At 60.6% G+C, this 18,697-nt stretch carries 13 protein-coding genes; 3 read left to right on the top strand and 10 right to left on the bottom strand.

The genetic code is table 11. The annotated features are described in order from the left end of the window. Window positions 1-4: 4 nt before the first annotated feature. Window positions 5-880: an acyl-CoA thioesterase gene (locus tag H3Z74_RS10955; RefSeq protein WP_187763904.1), complete on the top strand. Its 876-nt coding sequence runs from the start codon at window positions 5-7 to the stop codon at window positions 878-880. Window positions 881-958: 78 nt separating this feature from the next. Then, window positions 959-2,803 carry a DUF885 domain-containing protein gene (locus tag H3Z74_RS10960; RefSeq protein WP_187763905.1) on the top strand — a complete coding sequence of 615 codons (1,845 nt, stop codon included), beginning with the start codon at window positions 959-961 and terminating at the stop codon, window positions 2,801-2,803. Window positions 2,804-3,293: 490 nt separating this feature from the next. Here H3Z74_RS10960 and H3Z74_RS10965 read toward each other — a convergent pair whose 3' ends face one another. The 8 genes from H3Z74_RS10965 to H3Z74_RS11000 form a co-directional block, all read right to left on the bottom strand. Continuing rightward, on the bottom strand, window positions 3,294-4,016 hold the full coding sequence (locus H3Z74_RS10965) for a TonB-dependent receptor (protein ID WP_187763906.1): 723 nt from the start codon (window positions 4,014-4,016) through the stop codon (window positions 3,294-3,296). A 31-nt stretch (window positions 4,017-4,047) separates the two neighbouring features. Further along, entirely contained in the window at window positions 4,048-4,818 is a 771-nt protein-coding gene (locus H3Z74_RS10970) for a TonB-dependent receptor (RefSeq protein ID WP_187763907.1), read from the bottom strand. A gap of 61 nt (window positions 4,819-4,879) precedes the next feature. Then, complete coding sequence (locus H3Z74_RS10975; protein WP_187763908.1) at window positions 4,880-6,592, bottom strand: alpha/beta hydrolase family protein; 1,713 nt, start codon at window positions 6,590-6,592, stop codon at window positions 4,880-4,882. A 266-nt stretch (window positions 6,593-6,858) separates the two neighbouring features. Further along, the gene (locus H3Z74_RS10980) at window positions 6,859-7,659 is read right to left on the bottom strand and encodes an SDR family NAD(P)-dependent oxidoreductase (protein ID WP_187763909.1); all 801 of its coding nucleotides are present in this window, start codon (window positions 7,657-7,659) and stop codon (window positions 6,859-6,861) included. A gap of 125 nt (window positions 7,660-7,784) precedes the next feature. Then, a complete protein-coding gene (locus H3Z74_RS10985; RefSeq protein ID WP_187763910.1) occupies window positions 7,785-8,549 on the bottom strand; it encodes an SDR family NAD(P)-dependent oxidoreductase in 765 nt (254 codons plus the stop codon). A 26-nt stretch (window positions 8,550-8,575) separates the two neighbouring features. After that, complete coding sequence (locus H3Z74_RS10990; RefSeq protein ID WP_187763911.1) at window positions 8,576-9,643, bottom strand: phosphotransferase family protein; 1,068 nt, start codon at window positions 9,641-9,643, stop codon at window positions 8,576-8,578. Further along, window positions 9,643-10,725, bottom strand: coding sequence for a Zn-dependent alcohol dehydrogenase (locus H3Z74_RS10995; RefSeq protein ID WP_187763912.1), 1,083 nt, complete (start codon window positions 10,723-10,725; stop codon window positions 9,643-9,645). The genes H3Z74_RS10990 and H3Z74_RS10995 overlap by 1 nt, the downstream gene beginning before the upstream one ends. A gap of 57 nt (window positions 10,726-10,782) precedes the next feature. Further along, window positions 10,783-12,060, bottom strand: coding sequence for an acyl-CoA dehydrogenase family protein (locus H3Z74_RS11000; protein WP_187763913.1), 1,278 nt, complete (start codon window positions 12,058-12,060; stop codon window positions 10,783-10,785). A 141-nt stretch (window positions 12,061-12,201) separates the two neighbouring features. Between H3Z74_RS11000 and H3Z74_RS11005 the strand changes: the two genes are divergently transcribed. Then, window positions 12,202-13,446: a TetR/AcrR family transcriptional regulator gene (locus H3Z74_RS11005; RefSeq protein WP_187763914.1), complete on the top strand. Its 1,245-nt coding sequence runs from the start codon at window positions 12,202-12,204 to the stop codon at window positions 13,444-13,446. 400 nt (window positions 13,447-13,846) lie between these two features. Here the strand turns inward: H3Z74_RS11005 and H3Z74_RS11010 are convergent, their stop codons facing one another. Both H3Z74_RS11010 and H3Z74_RS11015 read right to left on the bottom strand, forming a co-directional pair. After that, complete coding sequence (locus H3Z74_RS11010; protein WP_187763915.1) at window positions 13,847-14,167, bottom strand: hypothetical protein; 321 nt, start codon at window positions 14,165-14,167, stop codon at window positions 13,847-13,849. 49 nt (window positions 14,168-14,216) lie between these two features. Beyond that, window positions 14,217-18,623, bottom strand: coding sequence for an RHS repeat domain-containing protein (locus tag H3Z74_RS11015; RefSeq protein ID WP_187763916.1), 4,407 nt, complete (start codon window positions 18,621-18,623; stop codon window positions 14,217-14,219). Window positions 18,624-18,697: the final 74 nt, after the last annotated feature.

The following is an 18,697-nucleotide window of genomic DNA, read 5'->3' on the forward strand; positions in this document are numbered from 1 at the left end:
TCCGATGACCGAACCCACACCCGAACAGCTCGCCACCGAGCTTGTCGATCTCCTCGATGTCGAGGAACTCGACACCGATCTCTATCGCGGCAAGGTCGGCAATGACGGGTTCGGCCGGGTGTTCGGCGGGCAGGTGATCGGACAGGCCCTGCAGGCCGCGCAGCGCTCGACCGATGCGCCGAAGATCGCGCATTCGCTCCATGCCTATTTCATGCGGCCCGGGGCGGAGGAATTGCCGATCATCTACCGCGTGGTGCGCGATTTCGACGGGCGCAGCTTTGCCACGCGCCGCGTGATCGCCATGCAAAAGGGCCAGCCGATCCTCAACATGGCCTGCTCGCTGCAAACCCCCGAGGGTGGGCTGGCGCACCAGGATGCGATGCCCGACGTGCCGCCGCCGGAAGAACTCAAGTCCGACCGCGAGCTGCGCCTCGCGATGATGGACGAGATTCCCGAACGCTTCCGCCATCAGTTCCTGCGCCCGCGCATGATCGAGATCCGCCCGGTCACGCCGCGTAGCTGGCTTCACCCGGTCAAGCAGGAGCCGCGCCAGAGCAGCTGGTTCCGCGTCGTCGCGCCGATCGGCGACGATGCCGCGATGCACCGCGCGATCCTGGCTTATGCATCGGACATGTCATTGCTCGGCACCGCCTCGCTCGCGCACGGCGTGTCGTGGATGACTCACAAGCTGCAGAGCACCAGCCTCGACCATTCGGTCTGGCTGCACGAGGATTTCCGCGCCGACGACTGGCTGCTCTACACGACCGACAGCCCCTGGGCGGGGCATGCGCGCGGCTTCAATCGCGGCAAGATCTACGCGCGGGACGGCCGACTGGTTGCCAGCTGCGCACAGGAAGGATTGATGCGGCTGCGCGAGTGATCCCGCTGCAGCAATTCGCTGTCATCCCTCGCCCGACCTGTGGCAGCATGGCGCCAATCGCTCATCACAGGACCACCCATGCTGCTCAATCGTAGAAACCTCCTCGCCGGTGCCGGCATCGCCGGCGTCGCAGCTACATTCCCTGCGCTTGCCGCGGGCAAAGCCGGCGCGCCCGGCGATGCGGCAGCGGCGGACGCCCTTGCCGCAATCGCGGAGGAAATGCTCGCGACCTTCCCCGACAATGCGACGACGCTCGGCATCGACACGGGCAAGCGCAGCGGACTGAAGGCGAAGCTGGCCGATCGAAGCGCAGCCGGCGACGCCAGCCACCGCGATACGGCCAGGGCCCGCCTGCGCCAGCTCGAAGCGATCGACCGCGCGACACTCTCCGCCCAGGTCGCGCTCGATGTCGATGTGGTCCAGGCGGCCTATCAGCTCGCGGTCGGCGGCTGGGCGGCGCTGCCCGGCGGCGATGTCGCGATCCTCAACCAGAATGTCTCCTATCGCAGCACGCCCTATATCGTGTCGCAGGGTACCGGCGCGTTCGCCGAAGTGCCCGATATGATGGAGAGCAAGCACGAGATCGCCACCCGCGCCGACGCCGATGCCTATCTGACGCGGCTGGAGGCCTATGCCGCCTCGCTCGATGCCGAGACCGCGCGGATCGAGGCCGATGCGGCCAAGGGCATCATGCTGCCCAACTTCCTGCTCGACATCACGGCAGGCCAGCTCAACAGCGCCGCAACCCAACCGATCGCAGACTGGGGCCTGATCCGGTCGTTCGCCGAGAAGGCCAGCAAGGCGGGCGTCGCGGGCCCGTGGGGCGAGAACGCAGCGAAGATCGCCAAGGACAGGATCGCCCCAGCCCTGACGCGTCAGGCAGCCGCGCTGACCAAAGTGCGAGCCAAGGCCAGCGACACGCCCGGCATGTGGAAATTGCCGGACGCCGAGCGCGCCTATGCCTGGCTGGTCGAGGCCGGCACCACGACCAAGCGCACGCCGGAGGAAGTCCATCAGTCCGGCCTGGAACAGGTCGCGAAGCTTAGCGCCGAAATGGATGTGCTCCTGAAGGCGCAGGGCCTGACCCAGGGCAGCGTGGGCGCGCGGCTGGCCGAACTCGGCAAACGGCCCGACCTGCTTTTTCCCAGTACCGACGCCGGGCGCACCGAGTTGCTCGGTTATCTCAACCGCACGGTGGCGGGCATTCGCGGCAAGATGCCGCAGGTGTTCGGCAAGGTCGTCGCGGGCAAGCTGATCGTGAAGCGTGTCCCCGTCTCGATCGAGGGCGGCGCGCCCAACGCCTATGCCGGGGCCGGATCGATCGACGGCAAGTCTCCGGGCAATTTCTACATCAACCTGAAGGACACCAGCATCTGGCCGCGGTTCGCCTTGCCGACGCTTGTCAGTCATGAAGGAATACCGGGGCATGTCTGGCAGGGCGAATATACCTATAGCCTGCCGCTGATCCGCACTCTGCTGGCGTTCAATGCCTATAGCGAAGGTTGGGCACTCTATGCCGAGCAGCTCACGGACGAGGTTGGTGCCTATGCCAACGATCCGCTCGCGCATCTCGGCTATCTGCAATCGATGAACTTCCGCGCCTGTCGGCTCGTCGCCGACACCGGGCTGCATCACAAGCGCTGGACCATGGAACAGGCGATGCGCTGGTTCGGCGAGGCGACCGGCTACACTGCGTCGCAATGCCGGTCGGAACTCAACCGTTATTGCGCCTGGCCCGGCCAGGCGCTCGGCTACAAGACCGGGCATAACGAGATCAACCGGCTGCGCACCAAGGCGAAGACCGCGCTCGGCGCCAGGTTCGACGTGAAGCAGTTCAACGATCTCGTCGTCAGCGTCGGCGGCGTGCCGCTCAGCGTTCTCGAGCGGGTGGTGGACAGCTGGACGACGACGGCAAAAGCCTGATCCGTGGCACGAATTGCTGGCTGTTATTTCGGGAATAAATTCTTGCTGGCTGTTATGTTGGATTTTTTACTCAGATTAAGATTTAATCTCAGTGCATTACGCTGAATTGGCTAAGGTCGGATAACAGCCACCGAACAGCCAGGTAACAGCCAGCATAACAGCGAAGGAACAGCCAATAACAGCCAGCGTTGCTGGCTGTTCGGGCCATAACAGCCAGCCGGGCCGGCGAGCATTTTTTCCGGTCATGTCAAAGAGCGCGGCGGAAAACCGAATGGCTTCCCGTCCATCGCCACGTTTTCATATTTCGCCGTAGCGTTGAATCGGCGCCCGGCCCGAGCGCCTCGCCTCCCACGTCATCACCCCGACCTTTCCCTACTGGACCCCGGCCTTCGCCGGGGAACCGTCAGCATGGACGGGTTTTGCCTGAGACGGGCATTTCTCTAAGCCCGCGCTGGAGCCGCGGGCGGCGCCATCGAACACCACCTGACGCTCAGCGCTTCCGCACCGTATAGGTGGACGGCAGGAACAGGAACACATCGGTCGGTCCCCCGCGCGCCCATTCGACGGGCCGGTCGAGCCCGGTGACATCGACCCCGGAACCAGTACCGAACTTGGCGGCCGAGAGCGCGGCATCGGCAGCGATCAGGTCGATGATCTGGCCGCGATATTGATCAGGGTTGATCACCGACAATGTCAGGCCGTCGGTGGCGCTGACCTGCGACCGGCCAACCTTGGACACCGACGCGACGAACTGCGCGATCTTTGCCTTCGCGGCGTCAATGGTCATTCCGGGCGTGAGCCGAACCTTGGCCAGGAAACTGGTCTGGTCCGTGTCCGGTCGTCCGTCGCCGGAGAAAGCCAGATTCCCGTATCTGGCAAGCGTCAGAGGCTCGAGGACATAATTTCCCGTCGCCAATTCGACGCCCGCCTTTCCGGCGGTCGCGATCATGTTGCTGATCGTGGCACGCAGGTCATTGCGCCGCGTTGTTGAATCACGCGCATCACCCACCACGCGGACCGTCTGCACCGCATAATCCGCGGTGCGCTTCAGATTGATGATCGGGCGCGACGACGCAACGACGCCGTCGCTGTAGCTCGCATCGCCATTATTATAACCGCGCCGCTGCGCCGTCACGAGCACTTCCTGCCCCAATGCCGGTACTGCGACGCCGAGCATCGTCGTCGCGATCAGCATTTTCGAAACGATCCGCATGTCCATCCTCCCCCTTGTCGACAAAGCGCATTCAGTTGCGCGGGCGTACCGTCGTCGCCGACGGCAGGAACAGTTGCACTTCGGTCAAGCCTGCGCGTTTCCATTGTACCGGCCGGTCGAGCCCGGTGACCTCAACGCCATAGCCGGGACCGAAGCGCGTACTGGTCGCCGCCATATCCTTCGCCACCAGATCGATGATCGCCCCGCGATATTGTTCGGGATTGACCACGCTCAGCGTCAATTCGCTATAAGCCTTCATCTCGGCGCGACCCACGGTGGGCACCAGCTTGATGAACTTGTCGATCCGAGCGAGCGCCGCTTTCGCATCGATGTTCGGTTCAAGCGGCACCTTGACGAGAAACTTGACCAGTTCGCCGCGGCTGTGGTCGTCCTCGACGATCTTCAGGTCCTTGTAATTGGCGGGCGTCAACGGTTCGACCACGATCTCGCCGCTTGCCACCTGCACCCCGCCCTGGCGGGCAAGGTCGATCGCCTTGCGCGTCATCGCGTAGATTTCGGTGTGGCGCTCATCCTCATCGCTGGTGTCGCCGACAATGACGACCTGCTGAATCGCGAAGTCGGCGGTGCGGCGGAGCATCTGAATCGCCGCCGGCATGGGCACCGGCTTTTCCTTGGCGCGATCATTGTCGTCGTCGTCGGGATCCAGTCTGCGCATCCCGGTGACGACGATCTCCTCGCCTCCTCCTGCTCCTGCCCCTGAGTCTCCCGCATCCTGCGCGAAGGCCGGTACCGCGCTCACCAGAAATCCGCACGCCGCCAAGCCGATGAAAAACCCCCGCATCGCTGCCTCCCCGTGTATGACGCAAGGGTGCGCAGGATCGGAACGCCTGTCAAATCCCCATCTAGCCCTGCGTCGCGGTCCCTGCGCAGACATAAAGCGTGACCAGCAACCCGACGATCAGCGCACCGGCACGGTGGCTCCCGGTGCGCCGCCAGGCAAAGGTCGCGATGATCGCGATCACCGGCAGGATCGCGACGAACTGCAACGCGATCACCGTGCTGAGCGGATCGAAGCCGGTGATCAGCGTGCCGGTGACGAAAAAGCCGGCATAGACCAGCGCGAACACACCGGCGAAGGCGCCCGCCATGGCGGTCATCGCGGTGCGATACTGCCGCCCCGCGCTGTCGCCCTGCACCATCAGGCCGTGCACCCCGCGCAAGGTCACAAGATAGGCGATGGTGATCGGTACCAGATAGATTGACGCGATATTCCATTGCCACGCGCTCGGCCATTTCACCGCGAGGATCCACAGGCGCAAATCCGTGATGAACAGACGGTCGACCAGGAAGACGACCAGATAACCGACCGCCACCGTCGCCAGCGCAAGGCCGATCGCGGCCAGCCAGGGCGATGCGGGCGTCGGCACCGGCACCGGGCCGAAGCGCCGCAGCAATATGCCAGCGCCCGCACAGAGCAGTGCCCAGAGCGCGACCTGAGTCGTCACGGTCTGCGGCAGGACCACCGTCGCCGGAACCAGCAAAAAGATCGCGATGAAGACAGGGAAGAACAGCAGAACCGGCACCAGTGTCGTCAGCCACATGCCGCGCCGCCAACGGGCGTCGCGCTCGGCGACCGCCGGGATCGCCGCCGCCTGCAATACACGGAACGGTGTGTTGCGCAGCAGGAGGTCGAATGTGCCGAGGATCAGCAGCACGAACCCGACCAGCCCGATCCCGGTGCCGATTTCCTTCCAGTACCAAAGCTGATCGCTCGCCGGCAGCGGCGTACCACCCTTCAATGTGCGTGCGAACCAGTCGGTCGCATGGCCGATCGCGGCGGACGAAATATGATCGCCAGGATGAGTGGTTGCCGGCTGGTAAAGCACCCGTGCCGTCCCTGCATCGACCGAACCATAAAGCTTGCCCGGCTCGACCGCCCCGCCCGACCCGAACACGCGCTGCAGCTTTGCACTGCCGGCAAGATCCATTGCGCGCGGACTGTCCCACATCAGCCCGGAGAATTCGTCGTACAGGCTGTACACCAGTGCCAGATTACGCGGCCAGGCCGGGCTGCCGTCCTTGGCGTAGGGCGCGCCGGTCGAGGAACCTTCGAGCACGATCGAGCGATAGGCATCAGGCATCGCCGCGGCGGCGGCGAGCACGGTCCAGCCGCCCATGCTGTGCCCCTCCAGCCCGATCTGCTCCTTGTCGACCATTGGCAGCGAGCGAAGATAGGCGAGCCCGTCCGGCCCGCCAAAGCCGTTCGAAAAGGCCTTGCCACCGCTGTAACCATGGCCGGTCTGGTCGAGCGCCAGCACGACATAGCCGCGCCGCGCGAATTCGATGGCGAAGCCATCCTGCGTCTCGCGTGAATTGATATAGCCGTGCACCGCAAGGATGCCCGGCGCTGGCGTTGCCGCCGTCGCGGCGCGCGGGACGTAGAGTAACGCGCTCATCGTCGTGCCGTTGGTGCCGGCGAAGCGGATATCGCGCACACTGATCCCACCCGAGGTCTGGATCGATGCGGCAAGCCATGCGCCGGCCAGGATGAGGATGAGACCAAGGGCGGCGAACCAGCCCCTGGCGCGTGGATAGCCCGTCGGTGTGTCGGTCATCGCTCTCTCCCCCTTCTGAGGTCGATCCGTTTTCGGCCTCGCTATTGACGCAGCTTAACGCGCAATTCTCAAATCAAGAATGCTTCCCCGGCGAAGGCCGGGGCCCAGTTGAAATAGAAGAAATAATGGAGCGCAACAGCAGTTACACCTGTCTCCCGACTGGCCCCCGGCCTTCGCCGGGGAAGCACTCATTTCTGTCTTTGGCTCCCTTCAGAAACCTGTCCGTCAGCGAGTTCAGATCGACCGAACCACGTGTCAGAAATCTCCTAAACTGCCGTCTTGCCATATTCCTGCTTGGTCACCGGATGGCTCGACGACAGGCCGCCATCGACTGCGATCGCCTGTCCGTTGACATAGCTCGCATCGTCTGAGGCAAGAAATGCCGCGACCTTGGCCAGTTCCTCGGGCTGCGCGCCGCGGCGCAGCGGGTTGAGCCGCCCGATGCGGTCGGTCTTGCCGGCTTCCCGGGCATAATCGAAGGTCGGCTTGGTCATGCCCGTCTCGGTCAGCCCGGGACAAATCGCGTTAACGCGGACATTCGATCCCGAAAGCTGCTGCGCCGACACCATCGCCAGGTTGATCACGCCCGCCTTCGACGCGGAATAAGCCGGGCTGCCCGCACCCGAGCGAATGCCCGCGACGCTCGCGGTGAGCACGATCGCCCCGCCGCCCCGTTCCGCAATCTTCGGTGCGGCATGCTTGATCGCCAGATAGGGGCCGATCAGATTGACCCTGAGCACCTCGGTGATCAGCGACACGTCAGTGTCGAAGATATTGGCCATGCCGCCCGAAATACCGGCATTGGCGAACATCACGTCGAGCCCGCCATAATGGTCGCACGCGGTATTGACCGCGCGGACCACATCCTCCTCGGTGCCGGCATCGATCTGGAGCGCATGTGCCGTGCCGCCGGCGCTGGCGATCAGTGCGGCCGTCTCATTCACCGCATCACTCTTGTCGGCGCACAGCAGCTGCCCGCCCTCACTCGCGAACAGCAACGATGCCGCGCGCCCGATGCCCGACCCCGCGCCGGTAACGATGATCGATTTGCCGGTGAACCTTGCCATCTTCCAACTCCCGTTCGCCCCGCATTTGTCGAAGGGCCGTTCTTTCTGTTTCCCCGCATCGCTCTCAGAAGGATGGTGCTTCGACAGGCTCAGCACGAACGGGGATGGGTTAGCGCGTCAGCTCATCAGATCGTGACACCGCCATCGATGACGATCGTCTGACCCGTCATGAACGCGCTGGCCGGTGCGGCGAGGAACACCACGGCGCCGGCAATTTCGTCGGGCTCGCCGATGCGGCGAAGCGGCGTCGTCGCATTGCGCCGCGCGGTCGCCGCCTCGTCTTCCCACAAGGCGCGGGCGAAATCGGTCTTGATCAGCCCCGGCGCGATGCAGTTCACCCGCACATTGTCAGGTCCGAATTCATGCGCGAGGTTGCGCGCCAACTGCATGTCGGCGGCCTTGGAGATCGCATAAGCCCCAATCACCGGGGTACCGCGAATGCCGCCGATCGAGGAGATGATCACGATGCTGCCCGAACGCCGCTCGCGCATCTCCGGTGCGACCATCCCGATCAGCCAATGGTTCGACACGATGTTGTTGTCGAGAATCTTGCGGAACTGCTCGTCGGAGATACCCGATTGCGGCCCGTAATAGGGGTTCGATGCGGCGTTGCAGACCAGTATGTCGACCTGCCCGAACGCGAGGCGCGTCTCATCGACCAGATTCTGCAACCCGTCCTTGTCGGAGATGTTGGCCGCGACCGCGATCGCGGTGCCTTCACCATATTTCGCGTTGATCTCCGCCGCGACTGCCTCACAGGCATCCTGCTTGCGGCTTGAGATCGCAACCCTGGCGCCGTGTTCGGCCAGCTCGAATGCGCTCGCCTTGCCGATCCCCTTGGTCGATCCGGTGATGATGGCGACCTTGCCGGTCAGATCGAACAAACTCATCCTCACCCTCTCCCTATTCGGTCGTGTCAGGCGCCGGCCTTTTGCGCAAAGGCCCATGCCGCCGCGGCAAGCCCGCCGACCCGCTCAGCGGTCTTGGCCGCTTGCGCACTCGATGCCGTGCCGTCGACGATGCGCTTCTTGATCCCCTGGACGATGCCGGTCAGGCGGAACAGATTATAGGCAAAATACCAGTCGAGCTGCGGCACCCCGTCGCGCCCGGTCGCCGCGCAATAGCGCGCCACCACCTGTTCGATCGTGGGAATGCCGGTTTCCTCGCCCGCCAGGCCCATCACGCCCGAACGCCCCTCGGGCTGAGTGACCCAGTTCATCAGGAAATAGGAGAAATCGGCCAGCGGATCGCCCAGCGTCGACAGCTCCCAGTCGAGCACTGCGATCACCTTCGCTTCACCGGCAGCGAAGATCATGTTGTCGATGCGAAAATCGCCGTGCACCACCGAAGTGCGTGTCTGTTCCGGCAGGGTCGAGGGCAGCCATTCGATCAGTGCCTCGACCTCCGGCATGGGCTCGGTTTCCGAGGCGCGATATTGCTTGGTCCAGCGTGCAACCTGGCGCTCGAAATAATTGCCCGGCTTGCCATAGGCCTCGAGCCCGGCCGCCGCGTAATCGAGATTGTGCAACGCCGCCAATGTGTCGACCATCGCGTCATAATGGGCGCGCCGCTCGGCCGGTGTCGCATCGGGCATCGACCCGTCCCAGATCGTTCGCCCCTCGACCATCTCCATCACGTAGAAGGCCGATCCGATCACCGCATCGTCCTCGCACAGGCCGTAAGGTTGCGGTACCGGAAAACCGGTCGGATGCAGCCCGGCGATGACGCGATATTCGCGGTCCACGGCATGCGCCGAGGGCAGGATCGGCCCGAACGGCTTGCGCCGCAGCACATAGGCACGGTCGGGTGTTTCCAGGCGATAGGTAGGATTGGACTGGCCGCCGGCAAATTTGGTGTAGCTGAGCGGCCCGGCATAGCCCGCGACATGACCCTTCAGCCAGGCATCGAGCGCCGCCAGATCAAGCCGATCGCGCTCCTCGACCGCGACGGTGCCGACCATGGTCTTTTGCGCATCGCTCGCCATCACGCGAACTCGATCACCGAGCGGACGCTGTCGCCGCGCCGTAATTCGTCGAACGCATCGTTGATCCGCGCGAGCGGCAGCCGGTCGGCGATGATCGAGTCGAGATCGAGATCGCCGCGCAGGTAGAAATCGACCAGCCGCGGAATATCGACCGGGAAACGATTGCCGCCCATCAGTCCGCCCTGCAGCTTCTTGCCCGCAAGCAGGTCCATCGCCGATAGCCCGACCTTCTCGCCCAGCGGCATCATGCCGAGGATCGTCGCGGTGCCGCCGCGCCGCAGCACCTTGACCGCGGTTGCCGCGGATTGCGGCCGGCCGACCGCCTCGATCGCGTGATGCACACCGCCGCGCGATGCCTCGACCACTTGCTCGGCCGCCGTGTCCGACAGGGCATCGACGCTGTGCGTCGCGCCGAGCTTTTCGGCCAGCGCGCGTTTTTCCGGTACCGGATCGACCGCGATGATCTTGCCCGCGCCGGCAATCTTTGCCGCATTGACCGCAGCCAGCCCGATCCCGCCGCAGCCGACCACGCAGACGGTTTCGCCGGGCGTCACATCGGCGACGTTGAACACCGCACCCGCCCCGGTGGTAATCGCACAGCCGATCAGCGCGGCGCGATCGAGCGGCATGTCCCGGTCGATCGCGACACAGGCATGTTCATGCACCAGCATCTGTTCGGCATAGGCCGACAGGTTGAGCATCTGATGCACGATACGGTCGCCCAGCATCAGCCGCGATGCCGTGCCCTTGGGACGGCGTACGCTGCTGTCGATGCAGAGATGCATATGGCCGGTGACGCAGAATTCGCAGTGGCCACAGAACACGCTGAGACAGGTCACGACATGATCGCCGACCTTGACCGTGGAGACGTCACTGCCGATCGCCTCGACCACGCCCGCCGCTTCATGGCCGGGAATGGTCGGCAGTGCGTGCGGGTAAGCGCCGTCGACGAAATGCAGATCCGACCGGCACACACCGACCGCGACGGTGCGGATCAGCACCTCGCGCGGGCCGGGGCTGGATATTGTCACATCCTCGATCTGAAGCGGTGTTCCAGGCTCGAAAAGAACGGCTGCTTTCATTCCATCTCCATTCCCCCGGTACAGGCCGGGGTGTTTCGTCGGTGCCGGTCGAGGTCGTTAGCGGCGCACCTGCTCCTTGGCGGCAATCGCCTCGGGCAGATCGGCGTAGCGGCCGAATTCATTGCGTGCGATCGCCCGGTTGTGCACCTCGTCGGGACCATCGGCAAAGCGCAGCGTGCGCATCGCCGCCCAGTCATGCGCAAGGTGGAAGTCGCTCGATACGCCACCGCCGCCATGCGCCTGGATCGCATCGTCGATGATCTGCAGTGCCATATTGGGCGCCGCCACCTTGATCATCGCAATCTCGAGTTGCGCGGACTTGTTGCCCGCCTTGTCCATCATATCGGCCGCCTTGAGGCACAGCAGCCGGGTCATTTCGATATCGATGCGCGCCTTGGCGATACGCTGCTCCCACACCGAATGATCGGCGATGCGCTTGCCGAATGCGACGCGCGTCAGCAACCTCTTGGCCATCGACTCGATCGCCATTTCGGCAACGCCGATCGTCCGCATGCAATGATGGATGCGGCCCGGCCCGAGCCGGCCCTGCGCGATCTCGAACCCGCGCCCTTCGCCGAGCAGCACATTCTCGACCGGCACGCGGACATTTTCGAGCACGACCTCGCCATGCCCGTGCGGCGCATGATCATACCCATAAACCGAAAGCATGCGTTTGATGGTCACGCCCGGCGCATCCATCGGCACCAGGATCTGGCTTTGCTGGCTGTGGCGCGACCCTTCCGGATTGGTCTTGCCCATGGTGATCGCGATCTTGCAGCGCGGATCGCCGACGCCCGACGACCACCATTTCGTGCCGTTGATCACATAGTGATCGCCATCGCGCTCCATGCGTGTCTCGATATTGGTCGCATCCGACGATGCCACCGCCGGCTCGGTCATCAGAAAGGCCGAGCGGATCTCCCCGTTCATCAGCGGGCGGAGCCACTTTTCCTTCTGCTCCAGCGTGCCGTAGCGATGCAGCACCTCCATATTGCCGGTGTCCGGCGCGGAGCAGTTGAAGCACTCCGATGCCCAGCCGACCTTGCCCATTTCCTCGGCGCATAACGCATATTCGAGGTTGGTGAGCTGTGTGCCTTCGAACTCGAAACTGTCGTCGACATGGCTCTGCCCGGAATGCGGCGGCATGAAGAAATTCCACAGGCCGGCCGCCTTGGTCTTTTCCTTCATCTCCTCGATCACCGGGATCACCTTCCAGCGATCGCCCTCATGGCTCTGCTTGTTGTAATCGTCCTGCCGCGGTCGGATATTCTGATCGATAAAGCTCTTTACGCGGTCCCGAAAATAGGTCTCCCGCTCGCTCAACGTGAAATCCATATGCTTTCTCCTACGGCTCTAGCCCGGGTTCGTTAGACCGTACCGCGTTTTCGGTAAAGCGTCATAAGCGATGAAATAGCCGGATATCGCGCCATTCGAAAAAACACTGTTTCTTCGAAAAGATACTGATACATATCCGTCATGGGGGAACCGGACACAGCCTATCAGGACGACGAGAGCGGCACGAAGCGTTTCCGCGCGAAGCGCGACGCGATCCTCGCCGCCGCCGCCCAGGCGATCAACGAACAGAGCGCGAAAGGCATGACTTTCGCCGACGTGGCGCGCCGTGTCGGGCTCAACACCACCAGCGTCACTTATTATTTCAAGCGCAAGGACGACCTCGCCACCGCCTGTTTCGAGAACACGCTCGACCGGCTGCAGGAAATGCTCGACGAAGCGATGAAGGAGCCGACGCCGCAGCAGCGCGTCGCCCGGTATTTGTCGATCAACATGCAACGACTGACCCGCATCGAGCAGGGACTCGAAACGCCGTTCGCCGTCCTGTCCGACCTGCGCGCGATGGAAGAACCGATGCGCGGCCAGCTGATGGCCGCCTGGCGCGACGTGTTCCGCAAGACGCGCAGCTTGTGGGGACCGGGCAGGAACCGCGCGCAGACCGACCTGTTCGGCGCGCGCGCGCACGTCCTGCTCGAAAACACCTTCTGGCTGCCGGTCTGGCTGGTGCGTTACGAGCTCGACCAGTTCGACCGGGTCGAAAAGCGGCTGATGGATGTGTTCGAACGCGGGATTGCCGCGATGGGCCAGGACTGGACGCCGGAGCTGATCGATCTCGACCATGACGAGTCGGAGCCGGGGCGCGAGGCGTTCCTGCTCGCCGCGACGCGGCTGATCAACGAACTCGGCTATCGCGGCGCCTCGGTACAGAAGATCGCGTCGGAGCTGAACGTCACCAAGGGCAGCTTCTACCATCATCTCGACGCCAAGGACGATCTGGTCATCGCCTGCTACAAGCGCAGCTTCGACACGATCGCCGATGCCCAGCATCAGGCCGACGAACGCGGCGGCAGTTACTGGCACCGCCTGTCGAGCACCATCGCGACGCTGTGCGATATCCAGTTCTCGGAACGCGGCCCCCTGCTCCGCACCACGGCGCTGCACGGCCTGCCCAGCAGCGTACGCCGCGCGATGGTCGAACGCTCGAACCGCATCGCCCGCCGTTATGCCGGCACGATGAGCGACGGCATCGCCGAAGGCTCGATCCGTGCGATCGACTCGCTGATCGCGGCGCAAGCGCTGATGGCGCTGCAGAACGCCGCGTTCGACATGCGCAAATGGGCCGGCACCATGCCGCGCGACCGGGCGGTGGCGTTTTATGCCTCGACGCTGGCGTTCGGGTTGTTCGATGATCGGGTGCTGGGGGTTTAGGCGGCAGTTGATGTTTAGTTCAGCCGTTAATTGGTGCGCCCTTTTCAATCCCACCTTGATGCAGGCGCTTCGCATTTATCACCTCTTCGGCGGCGACCGTACATCGCAACAGCCGACACAGGCACACCAACGTAAAATGTGAACGTATAACTAACGACTACGCCAGAACCAAAATTGGTACTAATTTGCAGAGCGCACCTGGACGCCACCGTAACTATTCCTTTGGCATTTTACCAAGGATGTTCTGCGATTTCCGCGTGCCCCAGCTGATCATTGGTATTTATGGTCTGCCACTTGTTCTTTCCGTCCAACAAACCCGCGCTAATCTGCCCGACACTTGCTGCTTTGCAATGCCCATTTGCAGTTATGCGGCATGCCAACCGCTCAGGCGCTCAGGCGCTCAATCATGCTCGCTAAACTCCTGTATATTAAGCGCCTTCGTCCCGGCCATAAGGTATAAGGACATCCAGACGATGGCGGCCCCTGTTATTAACATACCACGTAAATATACTTCCAAACGCGTAGTGGACTGCGACAAGTCAGGAAGCGCAAGCAGCAACATTACAATCCACGAAATAATGATACCAAAAACTCCAAAAATCCTGGCGCTCTTTATATCAGCAATCAAGCCAATAACGCCAACAAAAAGAAGTATGGTAGTTAATACCCTTGGCCAAAGCATCAAACTTCTCTCAGGCAATGAAACAAAATAGAGCGCCATCAAGATTGCTAGAGTCGCGTTTATGATTACGCGAAGACCCCAATATCTTTTACCCCACATTTTTACACCAATTCCTCATATCAGCCTTAGTTGCTTTATGAAAATCATTACCATCATAGCCCGCCTGCAATGCGTCTACAGAATATGGACTACTACCACGGGTGATCCGCTTTAAAGGCTTTATTAGATTCTGATAGGTCCACACCTCGGCATCATTGTATCCCTTTTCAGCAGCATACAGGAAATTCTCGGCATTCCGGTATGTCTCGTTGTTCCAATCTTTGGGGCCGTGTGCGGGATTCCTTACGTCCAAAGCGCGCTGTTGCGCACCTTCAAAGCTCCAGCGCGACTGTGCAAGTAGACTGCAAACCAAGATGTTTCTCGCCGCAGTCTTTCTAGGATCAGGCCTTGGTTCGCGAGGGCGGCAAGTCATTACTCCCGGTGTGAAATAGCAATCCTTTTTCGCCAACGTATCAGCGCCAACCGTACTCCGAAACTTCAACGCATTGTTGGCCATCCCGTTCAATGCGTTCCAGCCACCGAAATTGGATTGGCCGCTATTGTCACGGATGGGATTCCCACCGCCGCCACCATTGCCATTGTCGTTGCCGGGTAGCCCCCCACCCCCGCCAGCACAAAGAGTAATGAACGGGCAATTGCCGGCCAATCCGCTTGGGTCGGTAGTATTGATTGGATCCCCTCCGACATATTGATACAGATTCATCCCATCGCCATAGCCGATCGGATCGGTCTGCATGAAACGTCCCAAGGTCGGCGAGTAGATGCGTGCCTTGTAATAGTACATGCCGAGCGGAAGGATCCAAGTCTGCCCGGTATAAGCGAACCGGGTTCCCGGCGCCGCAACCGTCGAGCTGAGAATGCCATATTCATCATAGGCATTGACGCCGACCAGCGCGCCGGTCGCATCGGCAGCCGATACGATCGATCCCTGTTCATTGACCTGAAAGCTTCGACGACCATTCAAGGTGCCGCCCGGGTACCAGATCATCGGCTCGTCTGCACCAGGGCCAAATACGTACCGGCTCGTCGGCGCAGGAAAAGTTGTCGGATCGCTTCCCGATGCCCCCAGATCCTCTCCTATCAGATTGTCGCCATCATAGATGAAAACCGATTTACCGCCGACCGTACGGGCTATCTTCCACAAGCGGCCATAGGGATCATAGGTCAGCGACACATCAAGACCGCCCGTATAGTCGGTGGGACAGCCGGTCCCGATCGGCGCACGCTTCTCGATCAGCCGATTCTCGATATCGTATCGATAAACCGAGGTCCCATCCGATGTGAGGTTGCCGTTGCTATCATAGCAAAATGACGCCGGGCTTGCCGTGACATACTGGTTCAGTCCGTTGGTCGTATATGATCGGTTGATATCCGCGATCGGCTGACCATTTGCGGCAAAATACCCCTTGAAGGAATAGGCGTCGTTCGAAAGCGACTTCCTATATATTTGTCCTGCATTGTTATTATCGTAGCCCGTCATGAGATCATTTTCGGTGCCAGCGAGATCATCGAATATCTGGGTCAGCCAGCCGTCTATACCATAGATATAGGAAGTGGTAACGCCGCCGCGGGTCAAGCTTCGACGATGTCCATCATCATTATAATCGATTTCGGCAATGGTGGCGGCGCCATTCTCCTTGATCTTCGTAACGCGGCCAACACCGTCATAGTCATAGGTGAAATATACGCCATCGAAATGGGTCAGCCTGGTTCGATTGCCGGCGACGTCCCACTGATACGATACCCCTTGCGCCCCGCCTCCCATCGTGTTGGTGCTGCTCTGCAATCGCCCAAACCCGTCATACAGGTTGACGATTCCGCCACCAGTTGCCGAACCAAATCGGGCGAACGTCTGCGCCCCACTCAGATCATAGCCATAATAGACATCCGCCGCAGTCCCGCCGGGGATATCCTTTACCGTCATCCGATTGAGCGCATCATAGGAATAGCCGATGGTTTGCCCGTCGCGCCGCCGTCGGCTGGTGATGTTGCCGTTGGCGTCGTAGCCCAACTCCTCATAATCGGTTTGCGAACTTGCTCCCGAAGCCGTTGCGGGAAGCGGATAGCGGACCTTTATCTGGCGCCCGAACCCGTCATAGCTGTAGGTGGTCGTGTTGCCATTGGCGTCCCTTGCGGTCTCGACCTCTCCACTCTTGGTATAAGTCATGGCAGCGACATCCGCCTGGCGGGGAGTTCCGTAAGCCGAGGTCGCCTTGATCACCTGTCCGACCGCATCATAGGTGTTCCGGGTGATACGATCCGCACCGAACGTTCCCTCCGGCCCCAATGTGCATGCAGTTGGCGGGAGCGTACCGAATTGCGCCGCATTCATCCGGACTGCCGTACAATCGAGCCGCCCAACGGCATCATAGCTGTATTGAGTTACAGAAACCGGCCCACCACCGAAGCCGGCCTCGCGCACATCTTTCAGCTTACGATCATTGACATCAAAGCTGCTGCTCAATGACAGCATTGCCGTGAATCCCGCCCAACCGGCATCCAATGGGCTGTTGACGTAGCCGTCCTCGGTCTTGGTGGTTTGACCGTTAGCGTTGTACGTTATCCGTTGCGCGGGTCGGTTTAGTCTCTCGGCCCCGTCGGGATCTGGCGCCACTCCCCCGACCATCCTGCCCAGGCGATCATATCTGCGATAGATCGTGTCACTGGTACCCGACAAAGGGCCATCCACGCTCACCAGATTACCTAGAGCATCGTAGGACATGCTGGTACTGGATACCAAGCCACCATCACCCGACTGAGTGGTCGTCGATATCGGCAGCACGCCATTCGCGCCATAGCCGAAAACAGTTTTTATCTCGTCCGCCGTTCCCGCGCAGGAAGCTGCTGTCCGGCAGGCGGACGTGCTCGAAAGGACATAGCTGCCTGCTACCAGAGCATAGGTATATCGGGTCTGCGGTCTTGGCTGTCCGACTGATGGAGCCGGCCCGGTGATGGTCAGGACGCCGCCGTGAACCGGGTCATATGTATAATCAGTGACATTTCCGCGCGCATCGGTGGTCGACTTCGGCTTGTTGCAGGTTTTCGGATTGACGCACGGATCGTCAAATACGGCGCTAGTCACGATGTCTGAGGCCGATCCGGGCGGGTCAGCGCTGACCTCGGTATAACGGATATTATACCTGCCATCGTAGCCCAGATCAGTCACAACACCATTTGGTTGTTTTGATCTGTATAAGCGCCCAACAGAATCGTAAGTCCACAGCGTCTCCTGCTGCAGCTCGTCCTTGAAGCGCACCAGATTTCCCCGCGCATCGAGTTCATAAACACGAGATTTGTTGAGCGGGTCCGTACGCGTTATTGTCGTTACATTCGAGGAACTGACGGATTGCGAATAATTCCAGATATTTCCGAGGCCGTCAGCCAGCCTGATGCTCCCTGACGCGCCTTGCGACAATATAGTCAAAACCATGGCATCCGTACTCGGGTTGGCGGGACGCCGAATACGGAACGTTCCGTCACTAGGATGCAGATACTGCGTCTCCTGATTCATTGAATCAGTGATTTTTGATACTAAAAATCTAGTGTCATCCAAAACATCTGGTAGAACCGGCGGGAGAACATTATATTGATACGTCGTTTTCCTAGAACATGCGATTGCTTCATTGCATACTCCGAGTTGATCTGAGGAAGCCACCACCTGAGTCACGCCATAGGTAGGCTCCGTATATCTCCCAGAATCCTTGAAACTCGAATAAGTGAACTTTAGAGACAACCCCAAAGTGTTAGATACTTCCAATAAATCTGTCTCTTTAAAAGCACCAACAGACCTCCCACCGCGCACAGCGTAAGAGAAATTGGCATCCACACCCTCAGCCGACCTCCATCGCGAAATCCTGGAGCAGTTAATATTTCCCTGCCCGACGGCCTCGACGCTTCTACCGCAAACTGTATTATTAATAACTAAAAATCTTAACTCTCCTCCTGTCGATGAATAATAGGTTAATACCATTACTCCATTTTCATCTGTTTTCAGAATGTATCCACCGCTACGATCTCTCGGCTCAAACCTCGTTAGCGATCCATCTACATCAAATACCCGGCTTATACCTCCCATCGTCAGACGAAGTGCCTGCTTATTACTCATCGACAAAGGAGACGTGTCTCCATTATATTCGTTTCCAATAAATATATCGAGATTTATTGCATCCCCCATGCCGAATGCATGATACCGACCAGGTGAACTGACTCTATTAATACTAAGTCGACTCGGGAATTCTCCAGCTCCAATAGAAATATCTTCAGCTCTAGAGCTAAAACGTAATGATTTTAGATTTATACCATTTTCATCAATTGTATCCACCTCCGGCGCTTCCGTTTGCGCCAGCGCGGGACTAGAAAAAGAAATAGCCGCGACAACCGCCAGCAAGATACGATCATGCCGCCTAACTCGTGTGCCCGAGAGCCTGCGTGACATCAAATTTCTCCGCTAAATTTTATTATCTATTTGGATATATTTTGGCAGAAAGCTCTAAATACATAGAACTTTTC

This window comes from Sphingomonas alpina (assembly GCF_014490665.1).
GTDB lineage: Bacteria > Pseudomonadota > Alphaproteobacteria > Sphingomonadales > Sphingomonadaceae > Sphingomonas > Sphingomonas alpina.

Coding starts and splice junctions, on each gene's coding strand:
- H3Z74_RS10955 (WP_187763904.1), top strand. CDS start 5: ATGACCGAACCCACACCCGAACAGCTCGCCACCGAGCTTGTCGATCTC.
- H3Z74_RS10960 (WP_187763905.1), top strand. CDS start 959: ATGCTGCTCAATCGTAGAAACCTCCTCGCCGGTGCCGGCATCGCCGGC.
- H3Z74_RS10965 (WP_187763906.1), bottom strand. CDS start 4,016: ATGCGGATCGTTTCGAAAATGCTGATCGCGACGACGATGCTCGGCGTC.
- H3Z74_RS10970 (WP_187763907.1), bottom strand. CDS start 4,818: ATGCGGGGGTTTTTCATCGGCTTGGCGGCGTGCGGATTTCTGGTGAGC.
- H3Z74_RS10975 (WP_187763908.1), bottom strand. CDS start 6,592: ATGACCGACACACCGACGGGCTATCCACGCGCCAGGGGCTGGTTCGCC.
- H3Z74_RS10980 (WP_187763909.1), bottom strand. CDS start 7,659: ATGGCAAGGTTCACCGGCAAATCGATCATCGTTACCGGCGCGGGGTCG.
- H3Z74_RS10985 (WP_187763910.1), bottom strand. CDS start 8,549: ATGAGTTTGTTCGATCTGACCGGCAAGGTCGCCATCATCACCGGATCG.
- H3Z74_RS10990 (WP_187763911.1), bottom strand. CDS start 9,643: ATGGCGAGCGATGCGCAAAAGACCATGGTCGGCACCGTCGCGGTCGAG.
- H3Z74_RS10995 (WP_187763912.1), bottom strand. CDS start 10,725: ATGAAAGCAGCCGTTCTTTTCGAGCCTGGAACACCGCTTCAGATCGAG.
- H3Z74_RS11000 (WP_187763913.1), bottom strand. CDS start 12,060: ATGGATTTCACGTTGAGCGAGCGGGAGACCTATTTTCGGGACCGCGTA.
- H3Z74_RS11005 (WP_187763914.1), top strand. CDS start 12,202: ATGGGGGAACCGGACACAGCCTATCAGGACGACGAGAGCGGCACGAAG.
- H3Z74_RS11010 (WP_187763915.1), bottom strand. CDS start 14,167: ATGGCGCTCTATTTTGTTTCATTGCCTGAGAGAAGTTTGATGCTTTGG.
- H3Z74_RS11015 (WP_187763916.1), bottom strand. CDS start 18,623: ATGTCACGCAGGCTCTCGGGCACACGAGTTAGGCGGCATGATCGTATC.